Raw genomic sequence first — 24009 nt, 5'->3', positions numbered from 1 at the left:
TCAATTCCTCGGGGAGATATCTGTGTTGTTCTGGTAGCCACCGCCCAGCGCGCGCACCAGCGCGACGTCGAGCGTGAAGGCACGCGACTGCATGTCGGTGAGCGAGCGCAGGCTGGCGAGCAGGGCGTCCTCGGCGGTCAGCACGTCGAGGTAGTTCGAGAGGCCGCCGTCGTAGCGGTTGTTCGCGATGCGCCAGGCCTCGCGCGCTGCATTCACCGCTTCGTCCGCCTTCGCGAGCTGGGCGCCGAGCGCGCGCTGGCCGGTGGCGGCATCGGCTACGTCGTGCAGCGCCTGCGTCACCGCGGCGTCATAGTTGGCGACCGCTTCGGCATAGTCAGCGTTGGCGCCGCGCAACTGGCCGCGCAGGCGTCCGCCGGAGAAGATCGGCAGCGAGATCGCCGGCCCGATGCTGCCGACGAAGGAGCCTGGCTTGGTCAGCAGATCCAGCCCCAGCGACTGCACGCCGATGAAGGCGGAAAGATTGATGTCCGGGTAGAACTCCGCGGTGCGCTGGTCGATGCGCTTGGCGGCTGCTTCGGCGCGCAGGCGCGCGGCAACCACGTCCGGCCGACGGCCGAGCAGGTTGGCGTTGAGGGCCGACGGCAGCCCGAAGCCACGGTCGAGGCTCACGCTGGGGCGGGCGATCGCAATGCCGCGGTCCGGCCCGGCGCCGAGCAGCGCGGCGAGGCGGTTCTTCTGCAGCGCGATCTGTTCATCGGTGGCGAGCAGGTCGCCTTTTGCGGCGGCGCGGCGGGCGTCGACCTGGCGCACGCTGCCGAGCGTTTCGAGCCCGTTGTCGTAGCGCTGGCGGAACAGCGTGGCGGTCTTGGTACGCACCTGCACCGCCGCTTCTGCTGTGTCGCGCGCTGCGTAGAGGCGGGCGAGCTCGGCGTAGGCCGCGGTGATCGAGGCCGACAGCGCAAGCCGCGCCTGTGCGGCGTCGGCGCGCGTGGCTTCGACTTCCGAGGTGGCGGCAGCGAGCGCCGCGCGGTTCTTGCCCCAGAAATCCAGCTCCCAGCTGAAATCGAGCGTTGCGCGGCCGTAGTCGTTCCAGCCCTCCGGCGTCATCGAACGCGGCGTCAGGTAGTTGTAGCTCTGGTGCTGCTCGTTGGCCGAAGCGTTGGCGCTCACTTGCGGCAGACGCGCCGCGCCGGCGACCTGGGCGCTGCCCTCGGCCCGAGCGAGGCGGGCGCGCGCGGCGGCGAGGCTGGGTGCGCCCTGGAGTGCCTCGGCGATCAGCTGATCGAGCTGGGCGTCGCCATAGCTCGTCCACCAGGCGTCCTGCGGCCACTGGGCGACTGGCGCGGCAAAAGACTGTTCGCTGGTATAGGCGCTAGCCGGTTTCGGCTCGGCCGGCGTATCGAGACTTGGAAGCTGGGCACAGGCGCCCAGTGCGAGAAGGCTTGCGGCCGATAGCAGGGCGGGGAGGCGTCTCGGCCGCGAAGTGGCGGCGGTATGTGCTGGATCAATCGAAGAGGTTATCACGGGGGCATTCCTGTTATAACTGAACTGTACGGTTCAATTAAAACTTGACGATGTGCGCCTGTCAATCAAAACTGTACGGGTGAGTTTAAAAAAGGGTTAAAGAATGCGGAGCAAGACCGAAGAGCGCCGGCAGCGGATCGTCGACATCGCCGCCGCGGCATTCCGCGAGCAGGGTTTCGAAAACACCTCGATGGCCGAGATCGCGAGCCGCGTCGGCGGCTCGAAGGCGACCCTTTACAACTACTTCCCGTCGAAGGAGGCGCTACTGGTCGAGGTCACGCTGCAGGCGGCGCGTGACCATATCGAACAGGCCTTCAGCCTGCTCAAGCCGGATCCCGATCTGCGCAGCGTGCTGCAGCGCTTCTGCGAACACGCGCTGAGGGTCTTTGGTTCGCCGGCGTTCATCTCGATGCGGCGCACCGTGATTGCCGAGTCCGGCCGACAAGGGGTAGGGCCGCTGTTCTACGAGAACGGGCCGGGCAAGGGGGCGGTAAAGATCGAGAGCTATCTGCGCTCGGCGATGGAGCGCGGGCAGTTACGGCAGTGCGACTGCCGCGTCGCGGCGCAACACCTGCGCGGCCTGACCGACGCCGAGACGCTTGAGCCGCTGCTGTTCAGGCTGGTGGAGGAATTCACGCCGGAGGAAATTTCGGCGATCGTGAGCCGTGCGCTGGATGTGTTCTTCGCGGCCTATGGTCCCCGCGAAGCGGGTTGAGTCGGTGGGCTAGCTCGCGCCGGCGTCGTTGCTGTGCGCCACGGCAACGCCGTGCTTGCCGCCATGCTTGACGCGGTACATCGCTGCGTCGGCCGCGCGCAGCAAGGCTTCAGCCGTGTTGCCATGCTGCGGGCTGAGGCTCACACCGATGCTCGCGCCGATATGTGCGAATTGGGCCGGGCGCACTTCGATCGACATCCTGACGGCCTCCGCGGCCTTGTGCGCGACGATCAGTGCGGCGTCGCGGTCCGGCACGTCGAGCAGCAGGATCACGAATTCGTCGCCGCCGATGCGGGCGACGGTATCTGAATCGCGGATCAACCTGCGCAGGCGCATCGCCACCGTGCGCAGCACGATGTCGCCGGCTTCATGGCCTTGGGTGTCATTCACCTGCTTGAAGTCGTCGAGATCGATGTAGATCAGCGCGATATGGCCGGTGTGCCTTTGTGCCAGCGACAGCGCGCGTTCAAGGCGGTCGTAGAACAGCGAGCGGTTGGCCAGCCCGGTCAGCGGATCGGCGTGTGCCATTAACTGCAGGCGGCTCTCGAGTTCGCGCTGCGCTGTCACGTCAATCGCCATTGCCACCACGCGGTGGTGGCGGCCATCGCTTGATGGCATCACCGCGAAGCGCCAGTCGCAACGGATGCGTCGGCCTGCCGCGGTGTTTGTCCAGGTTTCACCGGCATGGCTGCCGCTCGATTCGCGGCGCGTCTCGTCCAGCAGCGTACGCATCGCGGCGCGTTCGGTATCGGGCGCGAGCAAGTCGAGCAGATTGCGCGCGCGGGCGTCTTCCAGTTTCCAGCCGAAGGTCCGTTCGGCTGCCTGGTTCCAGTCCTGGATCTTGTCGTCGTCGCTCAGCACGATCAGCGCGAGCGGTGCGGTATCGATGATCACCCGCTGGCGTTCGCGGCTGGCGTTCAGGCGCCAGTTCAGGCGCAGGACATAGGCGCTGCCCGCCGCGATCAGAAGCATGGCGGCGAGTGCGACCATCAACCAGCGCCGCGTGCGATCGTCATCACCGGCCGTTGCCTCTTCGTAGAGGAAGCCATCCAGTGAGCTGCCCGCCGGAATCAGGCCCAACTCGGCATAGGTGTCGGCGATGTGCTGCCAGCGCCCGACGTGCATGTAGCCCGGTTCCACCAGCGTCGGCTGCAACAGGCGTTCCATCACCTTGGCCTCGTAACGCAGGTGCTCGGCGCTGTGGCGGTCACCATACTGCGTCAGGATCAGGTTGATGATCTCTTCCGGGTGCCGCATCGCGTAGGCCCAGCCTTTCAGCGTGGCTTCGCGGAACGCTCGGACCCGATCCGGATGCTTGCGGATCTGCGCTTCGGTGGTGAACAGGTTGTCACCATAGAAGTCGATGCCGGCGGAGCGGGGCTCGAAAAGCTCGTAGGCGACGTCGGCTTCGCCCAGCTCGAAGGGCTCGTCTGTCGAATACACCGACATCGCATCGAGCTTGCCGGCCACCAGATCCTGCACATTGAAGTTGTGCGTGACGAGTTGCAGCGAGTCCGAAGCAATGCCTTCGCGCTGCAGGTAGGCGAACAGCTCGGCCGAGTTCGGTTCGATCATCACCCGTTTGCCGGCCAGATCGTGCAGGCTGCGGACGCCGCTGTCGCGGCGCGCCACCAGCGCCAGCGGCGAATGTTGAAAGATCACCGCCAGCACGACGACCGGCTTGCCGGCGTTGCGCAGCAGCAGCAGTTCGCTGGTGCCAACGCCGAAGTCGGCGCGCCCGGCCAGCACCTGCTGGATCGGGTCTTCGCCTTCGTTGGCCTCGCGGATCTCGACGTCGAGCCCGGCGTCCCAGTAGTAGCCTTTGTAGAGCGCCGCGTAGTAGCCGGCGAACTGGAACTGATGGCGCCACTTGAGTTGCAGGGTGACACGATCCTGCTCGGGCGCTGCGGCGGCCGGCGCGCCGATGCTGACGAGCGTGAGGATACCCAGCACCAGAAAAGCCAATGCGCCGCGAAGTGCGGCGGGCAGGTGGGTCTGGTGCGCGGGCGTCTTGAAAGTCATTCCGATACGGGTTTGCCGATCTGTGATGCCCATGTCATGGCTGAGGCCTCAGCGGCAAACACCGCCATCGGCGCAATGCCCGGGCAGTGCGCGAGCGCGTCAAGGAATGCGTCCTGGTCCGCGCCCTCCAAAGTTTCCACCAAGTGTAGCAAGGCGCCGAGCGGCCCGGCGCGTTCCCGCACTGCGGCGCTTAGTGTGGCAGAAACCGGCAGACCTTTGAGGATGTCGTCCATCGGAGTCCTCAGCAGCGCCGGTAACAGCGACACGATGCCGGCGAGAAAGGCTTCGTCGCGCAGGCGGTAGAGGCTGCTGTCCGGCGTGCCGGCGAGGATTTCCATCGTGCGGCCGCGGGTGGCCGCGAGGATCATCAGCGGGTCGTTCTGGCTGTGGCTGCCGGGGCGCGCGAACAGCAGGAGCTGGATCCAGCGCTGCAGAGGTCGGCGCCCGAGTGCCGTGATCGCATGGCGCAGCGAATGCACCGGGCTGCGCAGCCCGGAGCCGGCCGAGTTCACCAGGCGCAGCAGGTTCACCGTCAGGCTCGGATCGGGCTTCACGACCGCTTCCAGGGCTTCGGTGTCGGCATCCTCCATGACGAGGCCCAGCAGCCGCAGCAGCGTCATTTCGTTGTGGTCGAGCTTGCGTTGCGCAAGGATCGTCGGCCGCGCGAAGAAATAGCCCTGGAACAACTCGAAGCCGAGGTCGCGGCACAGATCGGCCTGCGCCTGCGTGTCGACCTTTTCGGCCAGCAGCGGTACACCCAGCGGTCGCAAGCGTTCGGCCAGCGCTCGCAGCGCGGCCTCGTCGAGCGGCTGGATGTCGACCTTGATGAAATCGACCATCGACAGCAGCTCGCGGAAGCGGTCTTCGGCGCCGATGTAGTCATCCAGCGCCAGCATGAAGCCTTTTTCCCGCAACACGCGACAACGTGCCAGCACCTCGGGCGTCGGATCGACCGTCTCGAGGATCTCCAGCACGATGCGGTCGCAAGGCAGCACCTCGATCGCGTCGGAGAGCAACAGATTCGCGTCGCAGTTGATGAAGCCGAGCCCGGCGCCAAGCGCGGCGTCGATGCCGAGGTCGGAGAAGGCGCGCGTCAGCACGACAGCGGTCGCTTCCGTGTCGTTGGTGACCTCGGCCCGGTTCTCTTTGCCGCCGCGGAACAACAACTCGAACGCGACCAGCTTCTTGTCGCGATCCAGGATCGGCTGGCGGCCGAGGAAGGCCGTACTGGAATCAGTCATGTCGGTGATTACGGCAGCGCTTCGGTAATGTTGAGCGATCGTCAGTGCAAACTTTTGCGTCGCGTTTACGCGGACGGCGCTAGGCTTCCGATCGAGCCATTCCACTGCCGTGCCTGTGATCCCCAAGCCATCACTTCCTGTTGAACCGACGCCGCCACGTGCGCGCGGATACGCTGCGGCGCTGGCAATCGTCGCGTTGGTCAGCGCTGGCGGCGTGCTGGTGCTGCCGGATCTGGCGCTGACCAACCTCGCGATGCCCTACCTGCTGGGCGTGGTCGGGATCGCCGTGCGTTACGGGCGTGGCCCGGCGGTGCTCTGCGCCGTGGGCAGCGTGGTGGCTTTCGACCTGCTGTTCGTGCCGCCACGCTTCTCGCTCGCGGTGCACGACTTCGAATACCTCGTCACCTTTGCCGTGATGCTGCTGGTTGGCCTGGTGTCGGCCGAGCTGACGGCGCGCTTGCGCGCCGAGGCGGCCCGCGCGGCGGCGCGCGAGCAAGAGACGGCGGCGCTGTATGCAGCGGCCGAACGATTCGCGGGTTGCTATGCAGCCGAGCAGGCGGCCGAAATCGTGCAGGATGTGTTGCGCCAGCAAGGCGGGGTCAGGTCTCAGCTTTGGCAGTACAACGCGGGCGAGGCGACCGTCGCGTGTGGCGGCGACCTGCCGGCCGCCTGCGTGCCGACGCGCGCGTTGAGTCTGGCGCTCGAAGCCGAGGCCGCTTTCGACTGGGCTGACCCGCCCGCGCTCGAACACGATCTGCATGTCCAGCCGCTGCGGGTCGCGGGCCGCCCGCGTGGCGTGCTGGTGGCCGAGCTGTCGCCGGCTGCGCGTGACATGCGGACGCGCGAACTGGTCGCCGCCCTCGGCGCATTGGCGGCAACCGCGCTGGAACGCCTGCACTACGTTGAGGTGGCGCAGCGCACCGATATCGAGATGGCGCGCGAGCGCCTGCGCAACACGATCCTCGCTGCGTTGTCGCACGATATCCGCACGCCGCTGACAGTGCTGGTCGGCTTGAGCGACGCGCTTGCCGCTTCGCCGCTGGCCAGTGCGCCGGCGACAGCGCAGACACTCGCGAGCCTGCGTGAGCAGGCGCTGGCGCTCGGCGCCTTTGCCAACGACCTGATCGACATGGCCCGTCTGCAAAGCGGTGTCGCACTGCGGCGTGAGTGGGAGTCGATGCAGGAGATTGTCGGCGCTGCGGTCGCGACGCTCGAGCCGCAGCTTGCCCACCATCGTCCGCGCATCGATGTGTCGGCCGAGCTGCCCCTGGTGGAGTGCGATGCAGTGCTGGCCGCGCGCCTGGTTGCCAATCTGCTCGACAACGCACAGCGCTACACGCCCCTGGGCAGCGAGATCCGCATCCATGCCAGTGCGCCGCCCGGCGAGATGCGTTTGCTCGTGGCGGATGATGGCCCGGGCTTGCCGGCAGGGGACGCGGACGCATTGTTCCAGCCGTTTGCGCGCGGGCAGCTTGAGGGCGGGCCGAGCGGGTCGGGCCTGGGGCTGTCGATCTGCCGCGCGGTGGCAGAGTTGCACGGCGGGCGTATCGATGTGCGTGCCAATACGCCGCATGGCTGCATCTTCGAATGGGTGCTGCCGCGCCGCGACATGCCCGCGATCGAAGAGGAGCCCACAGCATGACTGCGCACGCCGATCTGGTGATGGTGGTCGAGGATGAGCCGCGCATCCGCGCCCTGGTGGCCGACGCACTGCGTGGCGACGCCTACGCGGTGCACGAAGCCGGTACCTTGCGCCAGGCGCTGACCGACGCCGCCAACCGCAACCCGGCGCTGGTGGTGCTGGATCTTGGCCTGCCCGATGGCGATGGTGCCGAGTTCGTGCGCCGCCTGCGTGACTGGTCCGCTGCGCCGGTACTGGTGCTCTCGGCGCGGCACGACGAGGCGGTGAAGGTGGCGGCGCTGGACGCTGGCGCCGACGACTACCTGACCAAACCGTTTTCGATGCCCGAACTGCTGGCTCGCGTGCGTGCGCTGCTACGGCGCCAGCTCAAAGCTCGCCTGCCACAGGCCCATGTGGCGTTCGGCGACGTGGTGCTGGACCTGGCCCGCCAGCAGGTGACGCGCGCTGGTGACGCGGTGCACCTGACGCCCACCGAATACCGCCTGCTGGTCGCCATGGTGGCGGGGCAGGGGCGCGTGCTGACCCATCGCCATTTGCTGTGCGAGGTGTGGGGACAGGCCTATGCCGAGTCGGCGCATTACCTGCGCATCTACGTCGGCCATCTGCGCGCCAAGCTCGAAGCGGATCCGGCACGGCCAAAGCATTTCATCACCGAAACAGGGGTCGGCTACCGCTTCATCGTGTGAAGCGGGTGCGACCGGAGAATCTTGATGTCACACAGCAATGAAAAGAACTCGCAGGCGGCGCTGACGCTGGCTGCCTTGGGCGTGGTGTTTGGCGATATCGGCACCAGCCCGCTCTATGCACTGAAGGAAGCCTTCACGCAGCAGCACCATCCGCTCGCGGCTACGCCCGACAATGTGTACGGGATCCTCTCGCTGATCGTGTGGACCTTGTTCATCGTCGTCACGCTGAAGTACGTGGTGCTGGTGCTGCGGGCCGACAACCACGGCGAGGGCGGCGTCGTGGCGCTGATGGCACGGGTGCTGGGGCATGCCGGCGAATCGCGGCCGCGCAAGCACATCGCGGTGATCGTGCTGGGTCTGGCGGGGGCAGCGCTGTTTTACGGTGATGGCGTGATCACGCCGGCGATTTCGGTGCTGTCGGCGGTAGAGGGTCTGGAGATCGCTACGCCGGCAGCAACACGCTTTGTGGTGCCGATCACGCTCGCGATCCTCGTCGGGCTGTTTCTCGTGCAGAAGCATGGCACGGCCAAAGTGGGTGGCGTGTTTGGCCCCGTGGTTGCGATCTGGTTCGGCGTGCTTGCGCTGGTCGGGCTCGCCAACATCGTGCGCCACCCGGAAGTGCTGTTCGCGCTCTCACCGCACCATGCGGTGCGCTTCTTCATTGAGCACGGGTCGATTGCCTTCCTGGCGCTGGGCGCCGTGTTCCTCACGGTGACCGGCGCCGAAGCGTTGTATGCCGACATGGGGCATTTCGGCGCGCGACCGATCCGGCTCGCGTGGGTTTTCGTCGTGTTGCCGGGGTTGCTGCTGAACTACTTCGGCCAGGGCGCGCTGCTGATCAGCGACCCGACGGCGGTACGCAATCCGTTCTTCCTTGCGGTGCCTGGCTGGGGCGTGTATCCGATGGTCGCACTCGCGACGGCGGCTTCGGTGATCGCCTCGCAGGCCTTGATCAGCGGCGTGTATTCGGTAACGCGCGAGCTGATCCAGCTCGGCTTCTGTCCGCGCATCTCGATCCAGCACACCTCGGGTGCGCAGATGGGGCAGATCTATGTGCCCTTCATGAACTGGACCTTGCTGGTGCTCGTGGTGCTGGTGGTGCTGGGCTTCCGCTCATCGAGCAATCTCGCGGCGGCCTACGGCATTGCGGTGTCGATGACGATGGTGATCACCTCGGTGCTCGCCTTCTCACTGGTGCGACGCGACTGGAAATGGCCGACCTGGGTCGCGGTGCTGGTGTGGGGCCCGCTTATGACGATCGAGACGGCTTTCCTGCTCGCGAACGGCACCAAGATCCTCGATGGCGGCTGGTTCCCGCTGTTGTTCGGCGGATTCCTGTTCCTGCTGTTGTCCACCTGGCGCCGCGGGCGCGAACAGCTGTCGAAGCGCAGCGAGGGTGAAGGCATCCCGCTCGCGCCCTTCATCGAGAGCCTGGTCGCCGATCCGGGCCTGGCACGGGTGCCGAGCGAGGCGGTGTTTCTGTCGCCTCGCGGCAATACGGTACCTCGCGCGCTGCTGCACAACCTCAAGCACAACATGGTGATGCACGAGACGACAGTGTTTGCCAGCGTGATTTTCCTGCCGCAACCGCGCGTGCTGCCGGCCCAGCGCGTGCTGGTCGAGCGCATCGCCGGTGGCTGCTGGCGCGTGCGTCTGTACTTCGGTTTCATGGAGGATCCGGATGTACCGGCGGCGCTTGAATGGTGTGCCGAGCAGGAGCTTGCACTGGACCCGATGCGTGTCTCTTACTTCCTCAGCCGCGAAACCTTGTTGCCGACACCGGGCGAGGGCATGGCGCTGTGGCGCGAAAGGCTGTTCGAGTTCATGTTCCGCAATGCGACCAGCGCGGCGGCCTTCTTCAAACTGCCACCGAACCGGGTGGTGGAGCTGGGCAGCCAGATCGCGATCTGACGAACGCGGTCTCAGGCCGCGATCGCCATCCGGTCGCGGCCGGACTGCTTGGCCTCGTACAGCGCGAGGTCGGCGCGCCGCAGTACATGCGTGAGCGCCTCGCCGGGTTGCAGCCGTGCGACGCCCATGCTGAAACTCACGCTCAGCCCTGCGGGCAGGCCGTCGGAAGGCATGTTGGCCACCGCATTGCGCATGCGTTCGAACACCGCCTGCTCGGCACCAGGCTGCGCCACCGGCATCACCAGCAGCCATTCTTCGCCGCCGGCACGGCCGAGCATGTCGTCCGGCCGTATCGCGGCGGCGGCGGCCTTGTAGAAGTTGCGCAGCACGGCGTCGCCGATGTCGTGGCCGTAGTTGTCGTTGATGTGCTTGAAGTGATCCAGATCGAGCAGGGCGATCACCGGGCCGTGCTGCGAAGCACGCCCCCGCGCATGCACCGACTCGGCGAACTGCATCACGGCGCGGCGGTTGGGCGCGCCGGTCAGCTCATCGTGGAGCGCGAGCGAGCGGAAGGCTTGTTTCTGCGCCACTTGCCGGCGCAGCAGGATCACGCCACTGAGCAGCGCCACGACTGCCGCCGCGAGCCCACCCGCGAGCGCAAGCTGGCGCGCCTGTTGAGCGGCGATGGTGGCGTCCTTGAGCTCTTCTGCGAGCTTGAGTCGCGTGTTCTCCGCTTCGCGCCGCTGGGTTTCGTAGCGTACCGAGAGCTCGGTCAGCGCCTGTATCTGTTGCGAGTCGAACAGCCTTTGTTGTGCGCGTACCTGGCGCTGCACGGCCGCATAGGCTTGTTCGAAGCGTCCGAAAGCGGCATTCACACGTGCTTCGGCACGCCAGTAGGTGCTTTCGTTCTGAATGGTGTTGCTGGCCATCAGTACCGGTTTTGAGCGTGCCAATGCGGCCCAGGCCTCGGGGTCGCGCAGCATCGACAACGCATCTGCCAGGCGCACGTCGACACCGGCGACCGCCAGCGTGTTCTGGCCGGCGGCGAGCACCGGCCCGGCGCGACGCAGCGTTTCCACTGCTTCGCGCGCATTGCCCTGGTCGATCAGCACATCGGCCAGCGTCAACTCGGCAAAGGCCACGCCGATTTTGTCGCCGATGCTGCGGCTCAGTTCGATTGACCGGCGCAACGCGCGATCGGCCTCGCCGCGGTTCTCGTTGCTCAGTGCGACGGAACCGAGTTCAAAGTAGATCGTTGCCGCGAGGTAGGCCTGGTGCGCCGGATTGATCAGCTCCAGCGCCTTGGTGCGTTCTGCGTTGCCGCGCTTGGGGTCGCGCAGGCGGTCGTAGAGCGAGGCGGACATGTAGCGCAGCTCAGCCTCACGTGTGCGATTACCGGTTTTCTCGAAATGCGACAGCGCCGCTTCGAACTCGAGCGCGGCCTCCTGGGGATGCTGCATCGATCGCGCCAGGAACCAGCCGTACTGACTGCGCACGATGGCCTCGGTGTCCTTGTTGCCGGCGCGTTTCAGTGCTTCCTGCGCGGCATCGAAGGCGCGCTGGGCGTCAGCGAGGCGGTTGTCGGCAGACTTGATTTCGCCGTCAACCGCAGCGAGCAGCGCCTCGGCGTCCGCATCGCCGAGTTCCGCGGCGAGATGCTGTGCCTCGACCATCGATGGCTGGGCGGATACCGAGTCGCCTACGAGGTTGTAGGCCATCGCGACCTGCGTCAGGGATTCGAGCAGCACGGGCTTGTCGCCGCGACTGCGCGCCGCAGCGGCTCGTTGGGTGGCCTCGCGCGCGGTGGTGTAGGGGTCGTGATCCAGCGCCGCACGCAGCGCCAGGGCATCGACAGCCCGGGCCGGCGCGCTGGCGAGCAGCCCGAGGCAAACCGTGACGAGGCACAGGCAACGCTGGATTCGTGGCGGAACGTGCATGTGGTTCGGCTCGGCGTGGGAATATCTCCCGCGTCAGTATGCCTGCCTGCGTGCGCGTCGTGAATCCTGGTTTCTTGCTGATCGAGCGCGTACCGGCGTATGCCACGCAGCGCGCCAGGCGGGAAGTGCGGCCCCGCGCGCCAGAGCGCAGCCGATCAGAATGGCAATACCAGGTCCGGTCGCAGCGCGTGTATTGCCCGCGCCGTATCAGCTTGAATGCGCGCCAGCGCGGCGCTGTTGTCGGCTTCAAAGCGCAGCACCAGTACCGGCGTGGTGTTTGAGCCTCGCATCAGGCCGAAGCCGTCGGCGTATTCGATGCGCAGGCCGTCTATCGTGATGCGTTCGACTTCACCCTCAAACTGCGCCGCGGCGATGAGTCGGGCCACCAGTTCGGGGGCTTCGCCTTCGGCCATCTTTACGTTGATTTCCGGCGTGCTGATCGCATTGGGCAGCGCCTTGAGCACCGGGTTGGCGTCCGCATGGCGCGAGAGGATTTCGAGCAGGCGTGCGCCGGTGTAGAGGCCGTCGTCGAAGCCGTACCAGCGCTCGTTGAAGAACACATGGCCGCTCAGCTCGCCGGCCAGCGGTGCGCCAGTCTCGACGAGCTTGGCCTTCATCAGCGCGTGGCCGGTGCGCCACATCAATGGCTCGCCGCCGTGCTGGCGGATCCAGGGCGCGAGGTGGCGGGTGCATTTTGCGTCGTAGATCACCTGGCCGCCCGGCACGCGCGACAGCACATCGGCGGCGAACAACATTAGCTGGCGATCGGGGTAGATGATCTCGCCATCCTTCGTCACCACGCCAAGGCGGTCGCCGTCGCCGTCGAAGGCGAGGCCCAGTTCGGCGTCGCCATGCTTCAGCACCGCGATCAGGTCGGCGAGATTCTCCGGCTTGCTCGGGTCCGGGTGATGGTTCGGGAAGTGGCCGTCAACCTCGGAGAATAGCTCGCTCACCTCGCAGCCGAGTTGGCGGAAGAGTGCCGGCGCGGTATTGCCGGCCGCGCCGTTGCCCGAATCGAGCACGATCTTCATCGGCCGCGCGAGCTTTACGTCCGACAGGATGCGGGCGAGGTAGGCGGGGCGTATGTCGGTCTGCGTGATCGTGCCGGCGCCTTCGCTGAGGTCGCCCTCGATGATGCGGCGGCGCAGGTCACGGATCATCGCGCCGTGCAGGGTCTCGCCGCCAAGCACCATCTTCAGCCCGTTGTACTCAGGCGGATTGTGGCTGCCGGTGATCGACACGCAGCTATGCGTACCGAGCTGATGCGCGGCGAAGTAGGTCAGCGGTGTCGCCACGCAACCGATCTCGATCACATCGATGCCGGCGCGTGTGATGCCCTCGCTCAGCGCCTGCACGAACGCCGGGCCGGAAAGGCGGCCGTCGCGGCCGACGACGATCGTCGACTGGCCGCGTGCGCGCGCTTCGGACCCGATCGCGCGGCCGATCTGCGCAACCAACTCTGCCGTCAGCGTCTTGCCGACGATGCCGCGAATGTCGTAGGCCTTGAAGATCGATTCTGCGGGGACGGACATCAGGGAATCCTCAATCGTTTTTCGCCGGTGAGCGCGGTCTGCTTACCGCTCAGTTGCCATGCTCGAAGAAGTGCAACAGGCGCCGCGGCAGCCAGTCCAGCTGGCCGGGGAAAGCGCCTTCGACGAAGCCCACATGGCCGCCCTGGTCGTGAAGCTCCAGCAGCACCGAGGGCGATAGCGCGTCCGGTTGCGGATACACCGAACGCGGGATGAACGGGTCGTTGCGGGCATGCAGCACCAGCGACGGCACGCGGATCTGCGGCAGCAAGGGCTTCGACGAACAGCGTGTCCAGTAATCCTCGGTCCCGGCAAAACCGTGCAGCGGCGCGGTGATCACGTTGTCGAACTCGTACAGGTTGCGTGCGCTGCGCAGTCTCGCGACATCGAAGGCGCCCGGGAAGCGATCGAGCTTGTCGATGCAGCGGGCCTTCAGCGTCGACAGGAAGTTCCGTGTGTAGACGCGGTTGAAGCCGCGCGCTAGGTGGTGGCCGCAGGCAGTCAGGTCCAGCGGTGCGCACACCGATGCGACGCGTTCGACCACCGTGCCCGCCCGCTCGCCTTCACGTGCCGCCCACACCAGCAGCGCATTGCCGCCGAGCGACACGCCTGACGCATAGCGCGGGCCATCGTCAAAGCGTTGTGCGAAGCGGCGAAGGATCCAGTCGATCTCGTCCGCGTCGCCGGAATGGTAGGCGCGCGGCAAGCGGTTCGGTTCGCCCGAGCAGCCGCGGAAATGCGCGACGGCGCCGTTCCAGCCATGCCGATGCAGTGCCGCGAGCAGGGCGCGTGAGTAGTGGCTGCGGCTAGAGCCCTCAAGGCCGTGGAAGAGCACGACCAAGGGCTTGCCCGGCCGGCGGGCGAGCAGGTCCACGTCGATGAAGTCGCCGTCCGGCGTCTCCCAGCGCTCACGCGTGAGGGGTGGTAGCGGGGGCTTGATCGCGAGCGGCCAGATTGTCTGGGCGTGGCTGCCGACAAGCCAGGCTGGCGCGCGGTAGGGCGGCGGAAGCGGAGCGGAGCGGGGCGTCATGGCGCGGTGTGCGGTGGCGGATATTGCATCGTCGAGTATCGGATGATGCCACTGCGCCGGCGCCGGATGACGGTTTCAATGCGGCAGCGCAGGCTGCCGCCCACAAAGTCTCATGGAGAAAACGATGGACCGGCAGTCTGTTCGACACCACGCACCGCTTGCAGCGGTTTTCCTGATCATCCTCGTGCTGGCGCTCGCGGGGCCGCTCCACACCCCTGCGCACTACCACGCCTTTGCTGATCAGCGCGCCTGGGGCGAGCTGCCGCGCGCGGCCGATGTGCTGTCGAATCTGCCCTTCCTCTGGGTGGGGGCGCTTGGCCTGCTGGGCATCGGGCGTGGCCGCTGGCTGACGCCGCGAGTCCGCGTTGCGATGCAGGCCTTCTTCATCGCGATTGCGCTGACGGCGGCAGGGTCCTGGTGGTATCACCTGCAGCCGGACGACGCGCGCATCGTGTGGGATCGCCTGCCGATCGCGCTGGCCTGTGGTGCGTTGTTCGCGGCGGTGCTGGAAGAATGTTCGAGCGTGCGGCCACCGCTGGGTTGGTTGCCGACGCTGCTCGCGTTGGCTGCCGGCAGTGTGGCGTTGAGCAACGATGCGCTGTGGCTGGCGCCGGGTGACTTGCGCGTTTATCTGGCGCTGCAACTTGGTCTGATGATCGTTGCGCCGCTACTGCAGTGGCGGGCGGGGCTGGCATGGTCGCAGCGCCGTCTGTGGCTGGCTGCGGTGGGCTGCTATGTGTTCGCCAAACTGCTTGAAGTGGCGGATGGCGCGGTGCTCGACCTGACGCAGTGTGTCAGCGGCCACACGCTCAAGCATCTGTTTGCCGCGGCCGGCGCGTGGTTCGTGTGGCGGGCGTTCCGCTTGCGCAAGCTTGCCAGCCCGGCGGTGGAGGCTGGGGCCGGTCGGCCGGCCGCTCAGTGGACGATGCGCGGCGTGTCGTCCTGATAGCCGCTGGTGTTCTCGGGCGAGGGCGAGGCGTGATGCATCGCGATGCGCCAGCCGAACGGGCCGCGCACATACACGTTGGTGGCGATGATCGGCGGCGGGATGCCGTCTTCGCCTTCCACCACGACATGCTGCAGCACGCTGCGCACTGCGAGCATCGGGCTCGAATGGAACACGCCGTGGTGCACCCGCAGGCGCAGGCGCAGGCCGCTCTCGAACAGCTGCTTCCAGGCCTCGCGAATTGCATGCAGGCCAACGAGGCGCGCGCCGCCCGGGTGGATGCAGACGACTTCATCGCCTTCGGACCACAGCGCCATCAGTGCTTCGAGGTCGCAACGGTTGAACGCGTCGTAGAACGCCGCCTCGGCGTCTTCGACGCTGGCGTGGAATACGGGTTTCATCGGGGGCCTCCTTGGGCCAGCAGGTCGCGCGCTTGCGCTTCGACCATCTCGGGCGTGATCTTGTTGAGGCAGTCGAGGTGCCCCAGCGGGCACTCGCGTTTGAAACAGGGGCTGCAGGGCAGCTTGAGCCAGATCACCGCGGCGCGATCGGAAAGCGGCGGCGTGTAGTTCGCGCTAGTCGAGCCGAACAGTGCGACCAGAGGCGTGCCGAGCGCGGCGGCGACATGCATCAGGCCCGAATCGTTCGTCACCACAAAGCGGGCGTGGGCGATCAGGTCGATCGCGTCGGCGAGCGAGGTATTGCCGCACAGGTTCTCCGCCGCGCCGGCCGATAGCTGCACGATCTCGTCAGCGACCACCGCGTCCTTCTTCGAACCGAGAATCCATACCGGATGGCCCTCAGCCTTGAGGCGGCGGGCCAGTTCGGCGAAGTGGCGTTCCGGCCAACGCTTGGCAGGGCCGTATTCGGCGCCGGGGCAGAACACCACCGGCTTCGGTGCGGCAGCCAGATTGTGCTTGGCGAGCGTTGCGGCGACGGCCGACGCCTCGCGTTGCAGCAGTGGATTCGGCAGCGGCCGTTCGAGTGCTGCGCCGAGGGCTTCGGCGAGTTGCGCGTAGCGCTCCACCTGCAGCGGCAACGCCTGTTTGTCGAGCCGGTGAGCGCGGTTGATCACGCCGTAGCGGGCTTCGCCGATGAAGCCGACGCGTACCGGAATGCCGGCGAAGAGCGGAATCAGCGCCGACTTCCACGAGTTCGGCAGCACAAAGGCTTCGTCGTACTGGCCGGCGAGCGAACGTGCGAGCTTCCACCGACCGACCGGATCAAACGAACCATGCCCGAAGGGGTTCGGGATCACCTTGCGGATCTCCGGCATCGCTTGCAGCGCCGGGGCAACCCAGGCGGGGGCCAGCGCATCAATCACGACATCGGGGCGGCGCTTGGCCAGGCGCATGAACAGCGGCTGGGCTGCAACGCAGTCGCCGATCCAGTTCGGCGTGACGATCAGAATCCGGGTCATCGGGTTCGCAATGAAAACGGGGGCCGAAGCCCCCGATCCGCTGTGCGTGCCGGGGGCGGCTGCCACCCGGGTTTGCTCAGTGGTGTCCGCTCGGGCGCTCGCCGGTGAAGTGATACTTCGCGCCGCAGTAGGGGCACGCAGCATCGCCGGTCTTCAGCACGTCGAGGAACACGCGTGGATGCCGTGCCCACAGCGGGGCGTCCGGCATCGGGCAGTGCAGCGGCAGGTCATTCGCGGTGACCGCGATCGGCTGGTTCTTGTCCTGATTCTCGGGCATTGCGCAAACCTCTCAGACGTAAGCGAGCCAGTCTTTGTGCTCGGGCAAGCGGCCGTTCACCAGGTCGAAGAAGCGTGCCTGGATCTTGGCCGTGATCGGGCCACGCGAGCCGCTGCCGATGGTACGGTTGTCCAGCTCGCGAATTGGCGTGACTTCGGCTGCGGTGCCGGTGAAGAAGGCTTCGTCGGCGATGTAGATGTCGTCGCGCGTGACGCGCTTGGTCACGATCGTGTAGCCGAGTTCCTTCGCCAGCGTGTGGATCGTGGAGCGGGTGATGCCGGTGAGCGCCGAGGCGATTTCTGGTTCAACGATCACGCCGTCCTTGATGATGAACACGTTCTCGCCCGCACCCTCGGCGACGAAGCCTTCGGTATCGAGCAGCAGCGCCTCGTCGTAGCCGTCGCCGGTCGCTTCGAGGTTGGCGAGGATCGAGTTGGCGTAGGTCGAGGCCAGCTTGGCACGCGGCATCGTCACGTTCACATGGTGGCGGGCGAACGACGCGGTCTTCACGCGGATGCCGCGCTCCAGGCCGTCGTCACCGAGGTAGGCGCCCCACGGCCAAGCGGCGATGGCGACATGAACGGTGGCGCCGCGCGTCGAGATGCCCATCTTCTCCGAGCCGTAGAAGGCGATCGGGCGCATGTAGCAGCTCTCAAGCTTGTTGGCGCGCACGACTTCCTTGTGCGCTTCGTTGATCGTCTCTTTGTCGAACGGCATCTTCATCATGTAGATGTGCGCCGAGTTGAAGAGGCGGTCGGTGTGTTCCTTCAAGCGGAAGATCGCGGTGCCGGAATCGGTCTTGTAGGCGCGTACGCCTTCGAATACCGACAGGCCGTAGTGAAGCGAGTGCGTCAGCACGTGCGTGGTGGCTTCGCGCCACGGCACGAGCTTGCCGTCGAACCAGATGAACCCGTCACGATCGGCCATCGACATGAGCATTCCCCCTTGGAATTGTGTTGTTGCATCGCCAGCAGCCGGCGAAAGGCGAGATTTTAGCCGATTCCGCCCTCACTCCGGCAGCCAGCCCGCCGCGCGCTAAAATGCGGCTTTTCCCGCCGGAGCCGAGGATGGGCTGGAATCCGCATGTCACCGTGGCGGCCGTGGTTGAAAACGCAGGCCGCTTTCTGCTGGTGGAAGAAGAAACAATCGATGGCGTGCGCCTGAATCAGCCCGCCGGCCATCTGGACGAAGGCGAATCCCTGCTCGCGGCCTGCGCGCGCGAGGCGCTTGAGGAAACCGCGCACCGCGTGCTGCCGCAGGCGCTGGTCGGGGTGTATCAGTGGCCGCGACCGGATGGCGCGATCACCTACGTCCGCTTCGCCTTTTCGGCTGAACTCGATGGTTTCGAGGAAGGGCGCGCGCTCGACAAGGGCATCCTGCGCGTGGTGTGGATGACGCGCGATGAGCTGGCTGCGAGCCCCGAACGGCATCGCAGCCCGCTGGTGCTGCGCTGTATTGACGATTACCTGGCCGGCCGGCGCTTTCCGCTGGACCTGATCCGGCATTACGACTGAGAACAAACCATGAGTGGCAATGGCATGAAGGTGGTGGTCGGCATGTCCGGCGGTGTGGATTCGTCGGTGGCGGCGCTCTTGCTTAAACAGCAGGGCTACCAGGTCACGGGCCTGTTCATGAAGAACTGGGAAGACGACGACGACGATGAGTACTGCTCGACGCGGCAGGATCTGGTCGACGTCGCGTCGGTCTGCGACGTGATCGGTATCGACCTCGAAGTCGTGAACTTCTCCAAGGAATACAAGGACCGTGTGTTCGCCGACTTCCTGCGCGAGTACGAGGCCGGCCGCACGCCGAACCCGGACATCCTGTGCAACAGCGAGATCAAGTTCAAGGCTTTCCTGGATCACGCGATGCAGCTCGGCGCCGACAAGATCGCGACCGGCCACTACGCCCAGGTGCGCGAGTGGCACAACGACGGGCTCACGCGTCACCAGCTGATGAAGGCCGAGGACGGCACCAAGGACCAGAGCTACTTCCTCTACCGCCTGAACCAGGCGCAGTTGTCGAAGACGCTGTTCCCGCTCGGCCACCTCTACAAGCGCGAGGTGCGGCAGATCGCAGAGCAGGCCGGCCTGCATGTGTTCGACAAGAAGGATTCGACCGGTATCTGCTTCATCGGCGAGCGCCCGTTCCGCGAGTTCCTGATGCGCTACCTGCCGACCAAGCCGGGCGAGATCCGCACGCTGGATGGCGACAAGGTGATCGGCGAACACCAAGGGCTGATGTACCACACGATCGGCCAGCGCAAGGGCCTGCACATCGGCGGCATCAAGGGCAACGATGTGGCGGGGGAGCACGACGCCTGGTACGCGGCGGTCAAGGATGTGAAGAAGAATGTCCTCTACGTCGTGCAAGGCCATGAACACCCGGCGCTGCTCAAGGAACGCCTGAGCGCGATCGACCTGAACTGGATCTCCGGCGAAGCGCCGCGCGCACACTGGGTTTACACCGCCAAACCGCGCTACCGCACGCCGGACGCACCCTGTGATATCGAGGCGATCGACGCCGAACGTTGTGAGATCGCGTTCGCCGCACCGCAGTGGGCACTGACGCCGGGCCAGTCGGTCGTCGTCTACGAATCGCGAGTCTGCCTGGGTGGCGGCATCATCGCCTGAAGCTGTTGATTCAAGAGGGGCGCAGCGGCTGGTGTTGGCGCTGGCCCTGTCGCTGCTTGCGCACGGTTTCGTGGTGATGGTTTATCGACCCGGCCTCGCGCCAGGCACCGTGCGCTTCCAGGCGCATCTGCGACCACCGCCGGCCCGCGAAGAGCCTGTGGTGACGACACCGTCTGCGGCGGTTTCGACTGAACGAACGACGTCGTCCCCGCGCGCGTCCGACCGCAGGCTGGTACGGCCTCCGGTAGCCAGCGCGAATTCGCCGGCACCAGTTGTCGAGACGCCGCCAGGTATGGCGCCACGCAGCGGCCGCGAACTGGCGGAAGACGCCAAGGCCGATGTGGGCCGCGTGCTGCGCGAAATGTCGCGCCAGGAGCGCACGCTCGATCCCGCGCGCTTCCAGAAGAGTGAGCACCGCGAGGCGCCGCGTGATGTCGTTGCCGCTGCGCTGGAAAAGCGCTTCGGTCGCCCGATGCCTTTCCATGAGGAATCCAACTGGGTGGATGACAACGGCGCGATGACTTGGCGCATCGCCACCGAGGCAGGGGCCGTCTGTTTCAAGGAAATGCCGACCCAGGTGCTGCTGAGCGCGCCTGGGCAGGGTATCCGCACTTCGATTCTGGTGCCGATGCTTTGTGATTAAGTGACCGCGTCAGTTCTCGCCCAGCTCGGCCTTGATGTGCTGTTCAACGTCTTGCGGGTTGCTCAGCTTGTCCCAAGGCTCCATCAGCACCAGCCACATCAGTTTCTCAAACTCGCCGGCGAAGCGGCTGATGATGTGCTCCGGATCGGGGCAGTGCTTGTGATCGGTGATCAGGCCGAACTGCACATTGCCGTTGTACGACAGGATGCTGACCCCCATGCCGATGTTGCCGCTCTGCGGCACCCACACCATCAGCTGCGAGATGTTCGCGCCGGCGAGGAACAGCGGGCTCTGCGGCCCGGGCACATTCGTCATTACGGCGCTCGCCTTGTTGGCGAGGAGATCGAGCGCTTCCTGCTGCACGATCTTCGGTGCCATGCCGGCGACGCCAAGCAGGGCAAAGGCAACCGCCGCCTGGTAGGAGTGTTTCAGTGCTGCCATCCGCTGGCGCGTCTCGTACAGACGTTCAAGCGGGTTCTCGAGACCCACGGGTAGTTCCAGCGCGACCAAACCGAAGTGATTGCCGAGTTTGGCGGCCTGACCAGCAGGGCGCAGGTTCACCGGCACCATCGCGCGGATTTCGATGCCGTCCACCGGGTCGCCTTTTTCCTGCAGGTAACTGCGCAGTGCGCCGGCCACCGAGGCCAGCAACAGGTCGTTGATCGAGCAGCCGAGCACTTTGCCGACCGCCTTGATGGTGGGCAGTGGCAGCGGCTCGGACCAGGCCACCGCCTTCGTGATGCCAGCCTTGCCCTTGAAGCGGGTCGGCGAATCGTCCGGCATCGTCGCCAGCTTGGCCAGCTCGGCCGCAAACGCGGCGCCCATGCGCGCATGGCTTACCGCCTTGCCGGGGTTCATCAGCAGATCGAGATAGCCGAACCAGAGCTTGCTGCCGACCGAGAGCGAGTTGAGCCAGGCCTCGGTGGCCGGGCTGAAGATCTTCCACCAGAACTGGTCCTCGTCCTCCGGCTCGACATGCGCTTTCTGCTTGGGCGGATGCGGCAGGCCGATAGGTGCGTCCGGGTGTTCGTCGGTCAGCGACAGGATCACTCCGATCAGCGCGATGCCGTCGGCGATGCAGTGGTGGATGCGCACCGCCATCGCGTTGACGCCGCTCGGCGTCGCGATGACCTGCATTTCCCACAGCGGGCGATTCGGGTTGAGCGGCTCGCTCGCCAGATCGGCGACGTGCGCCTTGAGGGCTCCGAGGTCACCGATGCCAGGGAGCGCGACCGCACGGACATGATTGCGGATGTCGAACTCGGCGTCGTCTTCCCAGTAGGTGGTGGTCAAGCTCGATGTGACGCGCTGGCGGAAGCGGGGGTAGCGATCGACCATGCGGATCTGCAGGGTTTTGCGCACGCGCTCAAGATCAAGCGGCTTGTCGAAAACCATTACGCCCAGGATCTGCATCAGATTGCTTGGCCGGTCCATCCGCAGCCAGGCCGTGTCGATGCTCGACATCTTCTCGCGCGCCATCGATTCCTCCCCCGTGTATTTGGGCGCAATAATACGGCTGCGGCGCGTTCGCGTCGCCCGCTATTGATCACGCATCTGACAATTCAAGGAGACCGCAATGAGCGACCTGAAGGCGCTGTTCGAGGCAGCCGTAGCCGATTCCAAGACGCTCACCGAGCGCCCGGACAACGCGACGCTGCTCAAGCTCTACTCGCTCTTCAAGCAGGCGAGCGAGGGAGACTGCGAAGGCAAGCGCCCCGGCTTCACCGATCCGGTGGGGCGTGCGAAGTTCGATGCGTGGGCGGCGCTCAAGGGCACCGCAGGGGACGACGCGATGAACCAGTACATCGTGCTGGTGAAGGCGCTGAAGGGCTGACAGGAAAACGGCGGCAGGGGGCCGCCGTTTTTACGTTCAGGCTGCGCCGAACTCGTCGTCGAAGAACTTGTGGATCTCGGCCTCGAATGCACCGCGGAACATCGCGAGCAGGAAGCCGAGCTTCATGCGGATCTCGACCGCGTCGCCGTCGAGTTCGAGCTGGCCTGATACACCCGAGCGCTGGAACACCAGGGTATCGCCCTGCCATTCGAAGTCGAGTTGATGTTTGTCCCTCAGGTCGGCCGCGACGCGTTCGGCTGCCGCCCGGGCTTGTTCGGGCGTGAGGGTGTGGGTGCGCCGGATATGGATGTCGCTCATGGTGGGGCGGGAGTGTGCGCTAAACGGGGGCGCGCTGCCAAGCAGGCCGCCGAACAAAAAGACAGCAGCAAAAAGGAGGAGGGGATATGGAGCCGATCTGGTTGAAGAGCTATCCGGCGGGGATGCCGGAACGCGTGGATCTGGATGCGTACGCATCGGTCGTGGAGGTGTTCGAACAGAGCGCTGCGCGCTTCGCGGACAAGGTGGCCTACATCAACATGGGCGTGCGGATGAGCTACCGCGAGCTGGACGTGCTGACGCGTTCCTTCGCCGGCTACCTGCAAACCGAACTGGGTCTGCTGCCGGGGGACCGCGTTGCGGTGATGATGCCCAATTGCCTGCAGTACCCGGTCAGCGTGTTCGGCACGTTGCGGGCCGGCTGCGTGGTGGTGAATTGCAATCCGCTCTACACCGTGCGGGAGCTGCATCACCAGTTGAAGGATTCCGGCGCGCGCACGATCGTGGTGCTGGAGAACTTCGCCCACACGGTGCAGGAGGCGATCGCCGGCACCGCGGTGGAGAAGGTGATCGTCACCGGGCTGGGCGATCTCTTTCCAGGGATCAAGGGCGGCGTGGTGAACCTCGCGCTCAAGTATGTGAAGAAGATGGTGCCGCACTGGTTCATCCCCGGTGCGGTACGTATCAAGCCGGCGCTGCGCCGCGGCCTGGAGATGGGCTTCCAGCCGGTTTCGCGCAGCCGCGACGACATCGCCTTCCTGCAGTACACCGGTGGCACCACCGGCGTATCGAAGGGCGCGATTCTCACGCACGGCAACATCGTGGCGAACCTGCAGCAGGCCTACACCTGGCTCGCACCGTGGGTGAAAGAGGGCGAGGAACTGATTGTTACGGCGTTGCCGCTCTACCACATCTTCTCGCTCACCGCGAACTGCCTGACCTTCATGCGGATCGGCGCCGCGAACCTGCTGATCACCAATCCGCGCGACATTCCGGGCTTCGTGAAGGAGCTTGCGCGTTATCGGTTCACGGCGATCACCGGGGTGAACACGCTCTTCAACGCACTGCTGAACAACGACGACTTCCGCGATCTGGACTTTTCGTCGCTCAAGCTCACGCTCGGCGGTGGCATGGCGGTGCAACGCCCGGTTGCCGAGCGCTGGCAGAAGCTGACCGGCAAGCCGTTGCTGGAGGCCTACGGGCTGACCGAGACTTCGCCGGCCGTGACGATCAACCCGCTCGATCTGCCGGAGTACAACGGCACGATTGGCCTGCCGGTGCCGTCGACCGAAGTCTCGATCCGTGACGACGCCGGCCAGGAAGTGCCGCTCGGTCAGCCGGGCGAACTCTGTGTGCGCGGCCCGCAGGTGATGGCCGGCTACTGGCAGCGGCCGGAGGAAACGCGGAAGGTGATGACCTCCGATGGCTTCTTCTGCACTGGCGACGTGGCGGTCGCCGACGAGAAGGGCTTCTTCCGCATCGTCGATCGCAAGAAGGACATGATCCTGGTGTCCGGCTTCAACGTGTATCCGAACGAGATCGAAGACGTGGTGGCGGCGCACCCGGATGTGCTGGAGGTTGCCGCCGTTGGGGTGCCCGACGAGAAGTCCGGCGAGGCGGTGAAGATCTTCGTCGTGGCACGGCATGGTGGTTTGACCGATCGTGCGCTGATCGCCTTCTGCCGCGAGCGGCTCACCGGCTACAAGGTGCCGAGCCAGGTGGAATTCCGCGAGGAATTGCCGAAGACCAACGTCGGCAAGATCCTGCGCCGCAGCCTGCGCGACGAAGCGCGCGCCGCGGCGCGCTGACCGGATTGCCGTGTCTGCCGCCGTTTGCCGGCGG

Annotated in this window: 22 protein-coding genes; 10 read left to right on the top strand and 12 right to left on the bottom strand. The window is 66.0% G+C overall.

Annotated features, from left to right (window positions below):
- Window positions 1–1485: an efflux transporter outer membrane subunit gene (locus tag ACE3P0_RS17785; protein ID WP_374404090.1), complete on the bottom strand. Its 1485-nt coding sequence runs from the start codon at window positions 1483–1485 to the stop codon at window positions 1–3.
- Window positions 1486–1588: 103 nt separating this feature from the next.
- Between ACE3P0_RS17785 and ACE3P0_RS17780 the strand changes: the two genes are divergently transcribed.
- Complete coding sequence (locus ACE3P0_RS17780) at window positions 1589–2200, top strand: TetR/AcrR family transcriptional regulator (RefSeq protein ID WP_374404089.1); 612 nt, start codon at window positions 1589–1591, stop codon at window positions 2198–2200.
- A 9-nt stretch (window positions 2201–2209) separates the two neighbouring features.
- On the opposite strand, the gene ACE3P0_RS17775 is transcribed toward ACE3P0_RS17780, so the two are convergent.
- Window positions 2210–4222 carry an ABC transporter substrate-binding protein gene (locus tag ACE3P0_RS17775; protein WP_374404088.1) on the bottom strand — a complete coding sequence of 671 codons (2013 nt, stop codon included), beginning with the start codon at window positions 4220–4222 and terminating at the stop codon, window positions 2210–2212.
- Window positions 4219–5463, bottom strand: coding sequence for an EAL and HDOD domain-containing protein (locus tag ACE3P0_RS17770; RefSeq protein WP_374404086.1), 1245 nt, complete (start codon window positions 5461–5463; stop codon window positions 4219–4221). The genes ACE3P0_RS17775 and ACE3P0_RS17770 overlap by 4 nt, the downstream gene beginning before the upstream one ends.
- A gap of 109 nt (window positions 5464–5572) precedes the next feature.
- Here ACE3P0_RS17770 and ACE3P0_RS17765 point away from each other — a divergent pair, with 109 nt between their 5' ends.
- The 3 genes from ACE3P0_RS17765 to ACE3P0_RS17755 are packed head-to-tail and all read left to right on the top strand — an operon-like array spanning window position 5573 to window position 9702.
- Window positions 5573–7105, top strand: a complete 1533-nt coding sequence (locus ACE3P0_RS17765) for a DUF4118 domain-containing protein (protein WP_374404084.1) — start codon at window positions 5573–5575, stop codon at window positions 7103–7105.
- Window positions 7102–7791 carry a response regulator gene (locus ACE3P0_RS17760; protein WP_374404083.1) on the top strand — a complete coding sequence of 230 codons (690 nt, stop codon included), beginning with the start codon at window positions 7102–7104 and terminating at the stop codon, window positions 7789–7791. Before ACE3P0_RS17765 ends, ACE3P0_RS17760 begins: the two co-directional genes overlap by 4 nt.
- Before the next feature lie 24 nt (window positions 7792–7815).
- Window positions 7816–9702 carry a potassium transporter Kup gene (locus tag ACE3P0_RS17755; RefSeq protein ID WP_374404082.1) on the top strand — a complete coding sequence of 629 codons (1887 nt, stop codon included), beginning with the start codon at window positions 7816–7818 and terminating at the stop codon, window positions 9700–9702.
- Between the two features lie 11 nt (window positions 9703–9713).
- Here the strand turns inward: ACE3P0_RS17755 and ACE3P0_RS17750 are convergent, their stop codons facing one another.
- The 3 genes from ACE3P0_RS17750 to ACE3P0_RS17740 form a co-directional block, all read right to left on the bottom strand.
- Entirely contained in the window at window positions 9714–11579 is a 1866-nt protein-coding gene (locus ACE3P0_RS17750; protein WP_374404081.1) for a diguanylate cyclase, read from the bottom strand.
- A 155-nt stretch (window positions 11580–11734) separates the two neighbouring features.
- Window positions 11735–13111 (bottom strand): phosphomannomutase/phosphoglucomutase, encoded by a 1377-nt coding sequence (locus ACE3P0_RS17745; protein WP_374404080.1) that lies wholly within the window; start codon window positions 13109–13111, stop codon window positions 11735–11737.
- A gap of 49 nt (window positions 13112–13160) precedes the next feature.
- Window positions 13161–14138, bottom strand: coding sequence for a hydrolase (locus tag ACE3P0_RS17740; protein WP_374404077.1), 978 nt, complete (start codon window positions 14136–14138; stop codon window positions 13161–13163).
- A 124-nt stretch (window positions 14139–14262) separates the two neighbouring features.
- Here ACE3P0_RS17740 and ACE3P0_RS17735 point away from each other — a divergent pair, with 124 nt between their 5' ends.
- A complete protein-coding gene (locus ACE3P0_RS17735) occupies window positions 14263–15084 on the top strand; it encodes a hypothetical protein (RefSeq protein WP_374404076.1) in 822 nt (273 codons plus the stop codon).
- Here the strand turns inward: ACE3P0_RS17735 and ACE3P0_RS17730 are convergent.
- The 4 genes from ACE3P0_RS17730 to ACE3P0_RS17715 form a co-directional block, all read right to left on the bottom strand.
- Window positions 15054–15485, bottom strand: coding sequence for a nuclear transport factor 2 family protein (locus ACE3P0_RS17730; RefSeq protein ID WP_172198062.1), 432 nt, complete (start codon window positions 15483–15485; stop codon window positions 15054–15056). The two genes, ACE3P0_RS17735 and ACE3P0_RS17730, sit on opposite strands and share 31 nt — an antisense overlap.
- Window positions 15482–16504 (bottom strand): lipopolysaccharide heptosyltransferase II, encoded by a 1023-nt coding sequence (waaF, locus tag ACE3P0_RS17725; RefSeq protein WP_374404075.1) that lies wholly within the window; start codon window positions 16502–16504, stop codon window positions 15482–15484. The genes ACE3P0_RS17730 and waaF overlap by 4 nt, the downstream gene beginning before the upstream one ends.
- Before the next feature lie 76 nt (window positions 16505–16580).
- A complete protein-coding gene (locus ACE3P0_RS17720; RefSeq protein ID WP_374404074.1) occupies window positions 16581–16781 on the bottom strand; it encodes a zinc-finger domain-containing protein in 201 nt (66 codons plus the stop codon).
- A 12-nt stretch (window positions 16782–16793) separates the two neighbouring features.
- A complete protein-coding gene (locus ACE3P0_RS17715) occupies window positions 16794–17714 on the bottom strand; it encodes a branched-chain amino acid transaminase (RefSeq protein WP_374404073.1) in 921 nt (306 codons plus the stop codon).
- A 134-nt stretch (window positions 17715–17848) separates the two neighbouring features.
- On the opposite strand from ACE3P0_RS17715, the gene ACE3P0_RS17710 reads away from it, so the two are divergent.
- The 3 genes from ACE3P0_RS17710 to ACE3P0_RS17700 are packed head-to-tail and all read left to right on the top strand — an operon-like array spanning window position 17849 to window position 20057.
- Complete coding sequence (locus tag ACE3P0_RS17710; RefSeq protein ID WP_374404072.1) at window positions 17849–18295, top strand: NUDIX hydrolase; 447 nt, start codon at window positions 17849–17851, stop codon at window positions 18293–18295.
- Window positions 18296–18319: 24 nt separating this feature from the next.
- The gene (gene mnmA / locus ACE3P0_RS17705; RefSeq protein ID WP_374404106.1) at window positions 18320–19414 is read left to right on the top strand and encodes a tRNA 2-thiouridine(34) synthase MnmA; all 1095 of its coding nucleotides are present in this window, start codon (window positions 18320–18322) and stop codon (window positions 19412–19414) included.
- 31 nt (window positions 19415–19445) lie between these two features.
- Entirely contained in the window at window positions 19446–20057 is a 612-nt protein-coding gene (locus tag ACE3P0_RS17700) for a hypothetical protein (protein ID WP_374404071.1), read from the top strand.
- Window positions 20058–20066: 9 nt separating this feature from the next.
- Here ACE3P0_RS17700 and ACE3P0_RS17695 read toward each other — a convergent pair whose 3' ends face one another.
- Window positions 20067–21536, bottom strand: coding sequence for a wax ester/triacylglycerol synthase family O-acyltransferase (locus ACE3P0_RS17695; protein WP_374404070.1), 1470 nt, complete (start codon window positions 21534–21536; stop codon window positions 20067–20069).
- Window positions 21537–21633: 97 nt separating this feature from the next.
- Here ACE3P0_RS17695 and ACE3P0_RS17690 point away from each other — a divergent pair, with 97 nt between their 5' ends.
- Complete coding sequence (locus tag ACE3P0_RS17690) at window positions 21634–21891, top strand: acyl-CoA-binding protein (RefSeq protein ID WP_374404069.1); 258 nt, start codon at window positions 21634–21636, stop codon at window positions 21889–21891.
- 36 nt (window positions 21892–21927) lie between these two features.
- Here ACE3P0_RS17690 and ACE3P0_RS17685 read toward each other — a convergent pair whose 3' ends face one another.
- Window positions 21928–22209, bottom strand: a complete 282-nt coding sequence (locus tag ACE3P0_RS17685; RefSeq protein ID WP_374404068.1) for a polyhydroxyalkanoic acid system family protein — start codon at window positions 22207–22209, stop codon at window positions 21928–21930.
- An 86-nt stretch (window positions 22210–22295) separates the two neighbouring features.
- On the opposite strand from ACE3P0_RS17685, the gene ACE3P0_RS17680 reads away from it, so the two are divergent.
- The gene (locus ACE3P0_RS17680; RefSeq protein WP_374404066.1) at window positions 22296–23975 is read left to right on the top strand and encodes an AMP-binding protein; all 1680 of its coding nucleotides are present in this window, start codon (window positions 22296–22298) and stop codon (window positions 23973–23975) included.
- The last annotated feature ends 34 nt before the right edge of the window (window positions 23976–24009 follow it).

It is taken from the genome of Niveibacterium sp. (assembly GCF_041909475.1).
Taxonomy (GTDB): domain Bacteria; phylum Pseudomonadota; class Gammaproteobacteria; order Burkholderiales; family Rhodocyclaceae; genus Niveibacterium.
The sequence above is the reverse complement of the archived record's forward strand: the minus strand, read 5'-3'. Positions and strand labels throughout refer to the sequence as shown.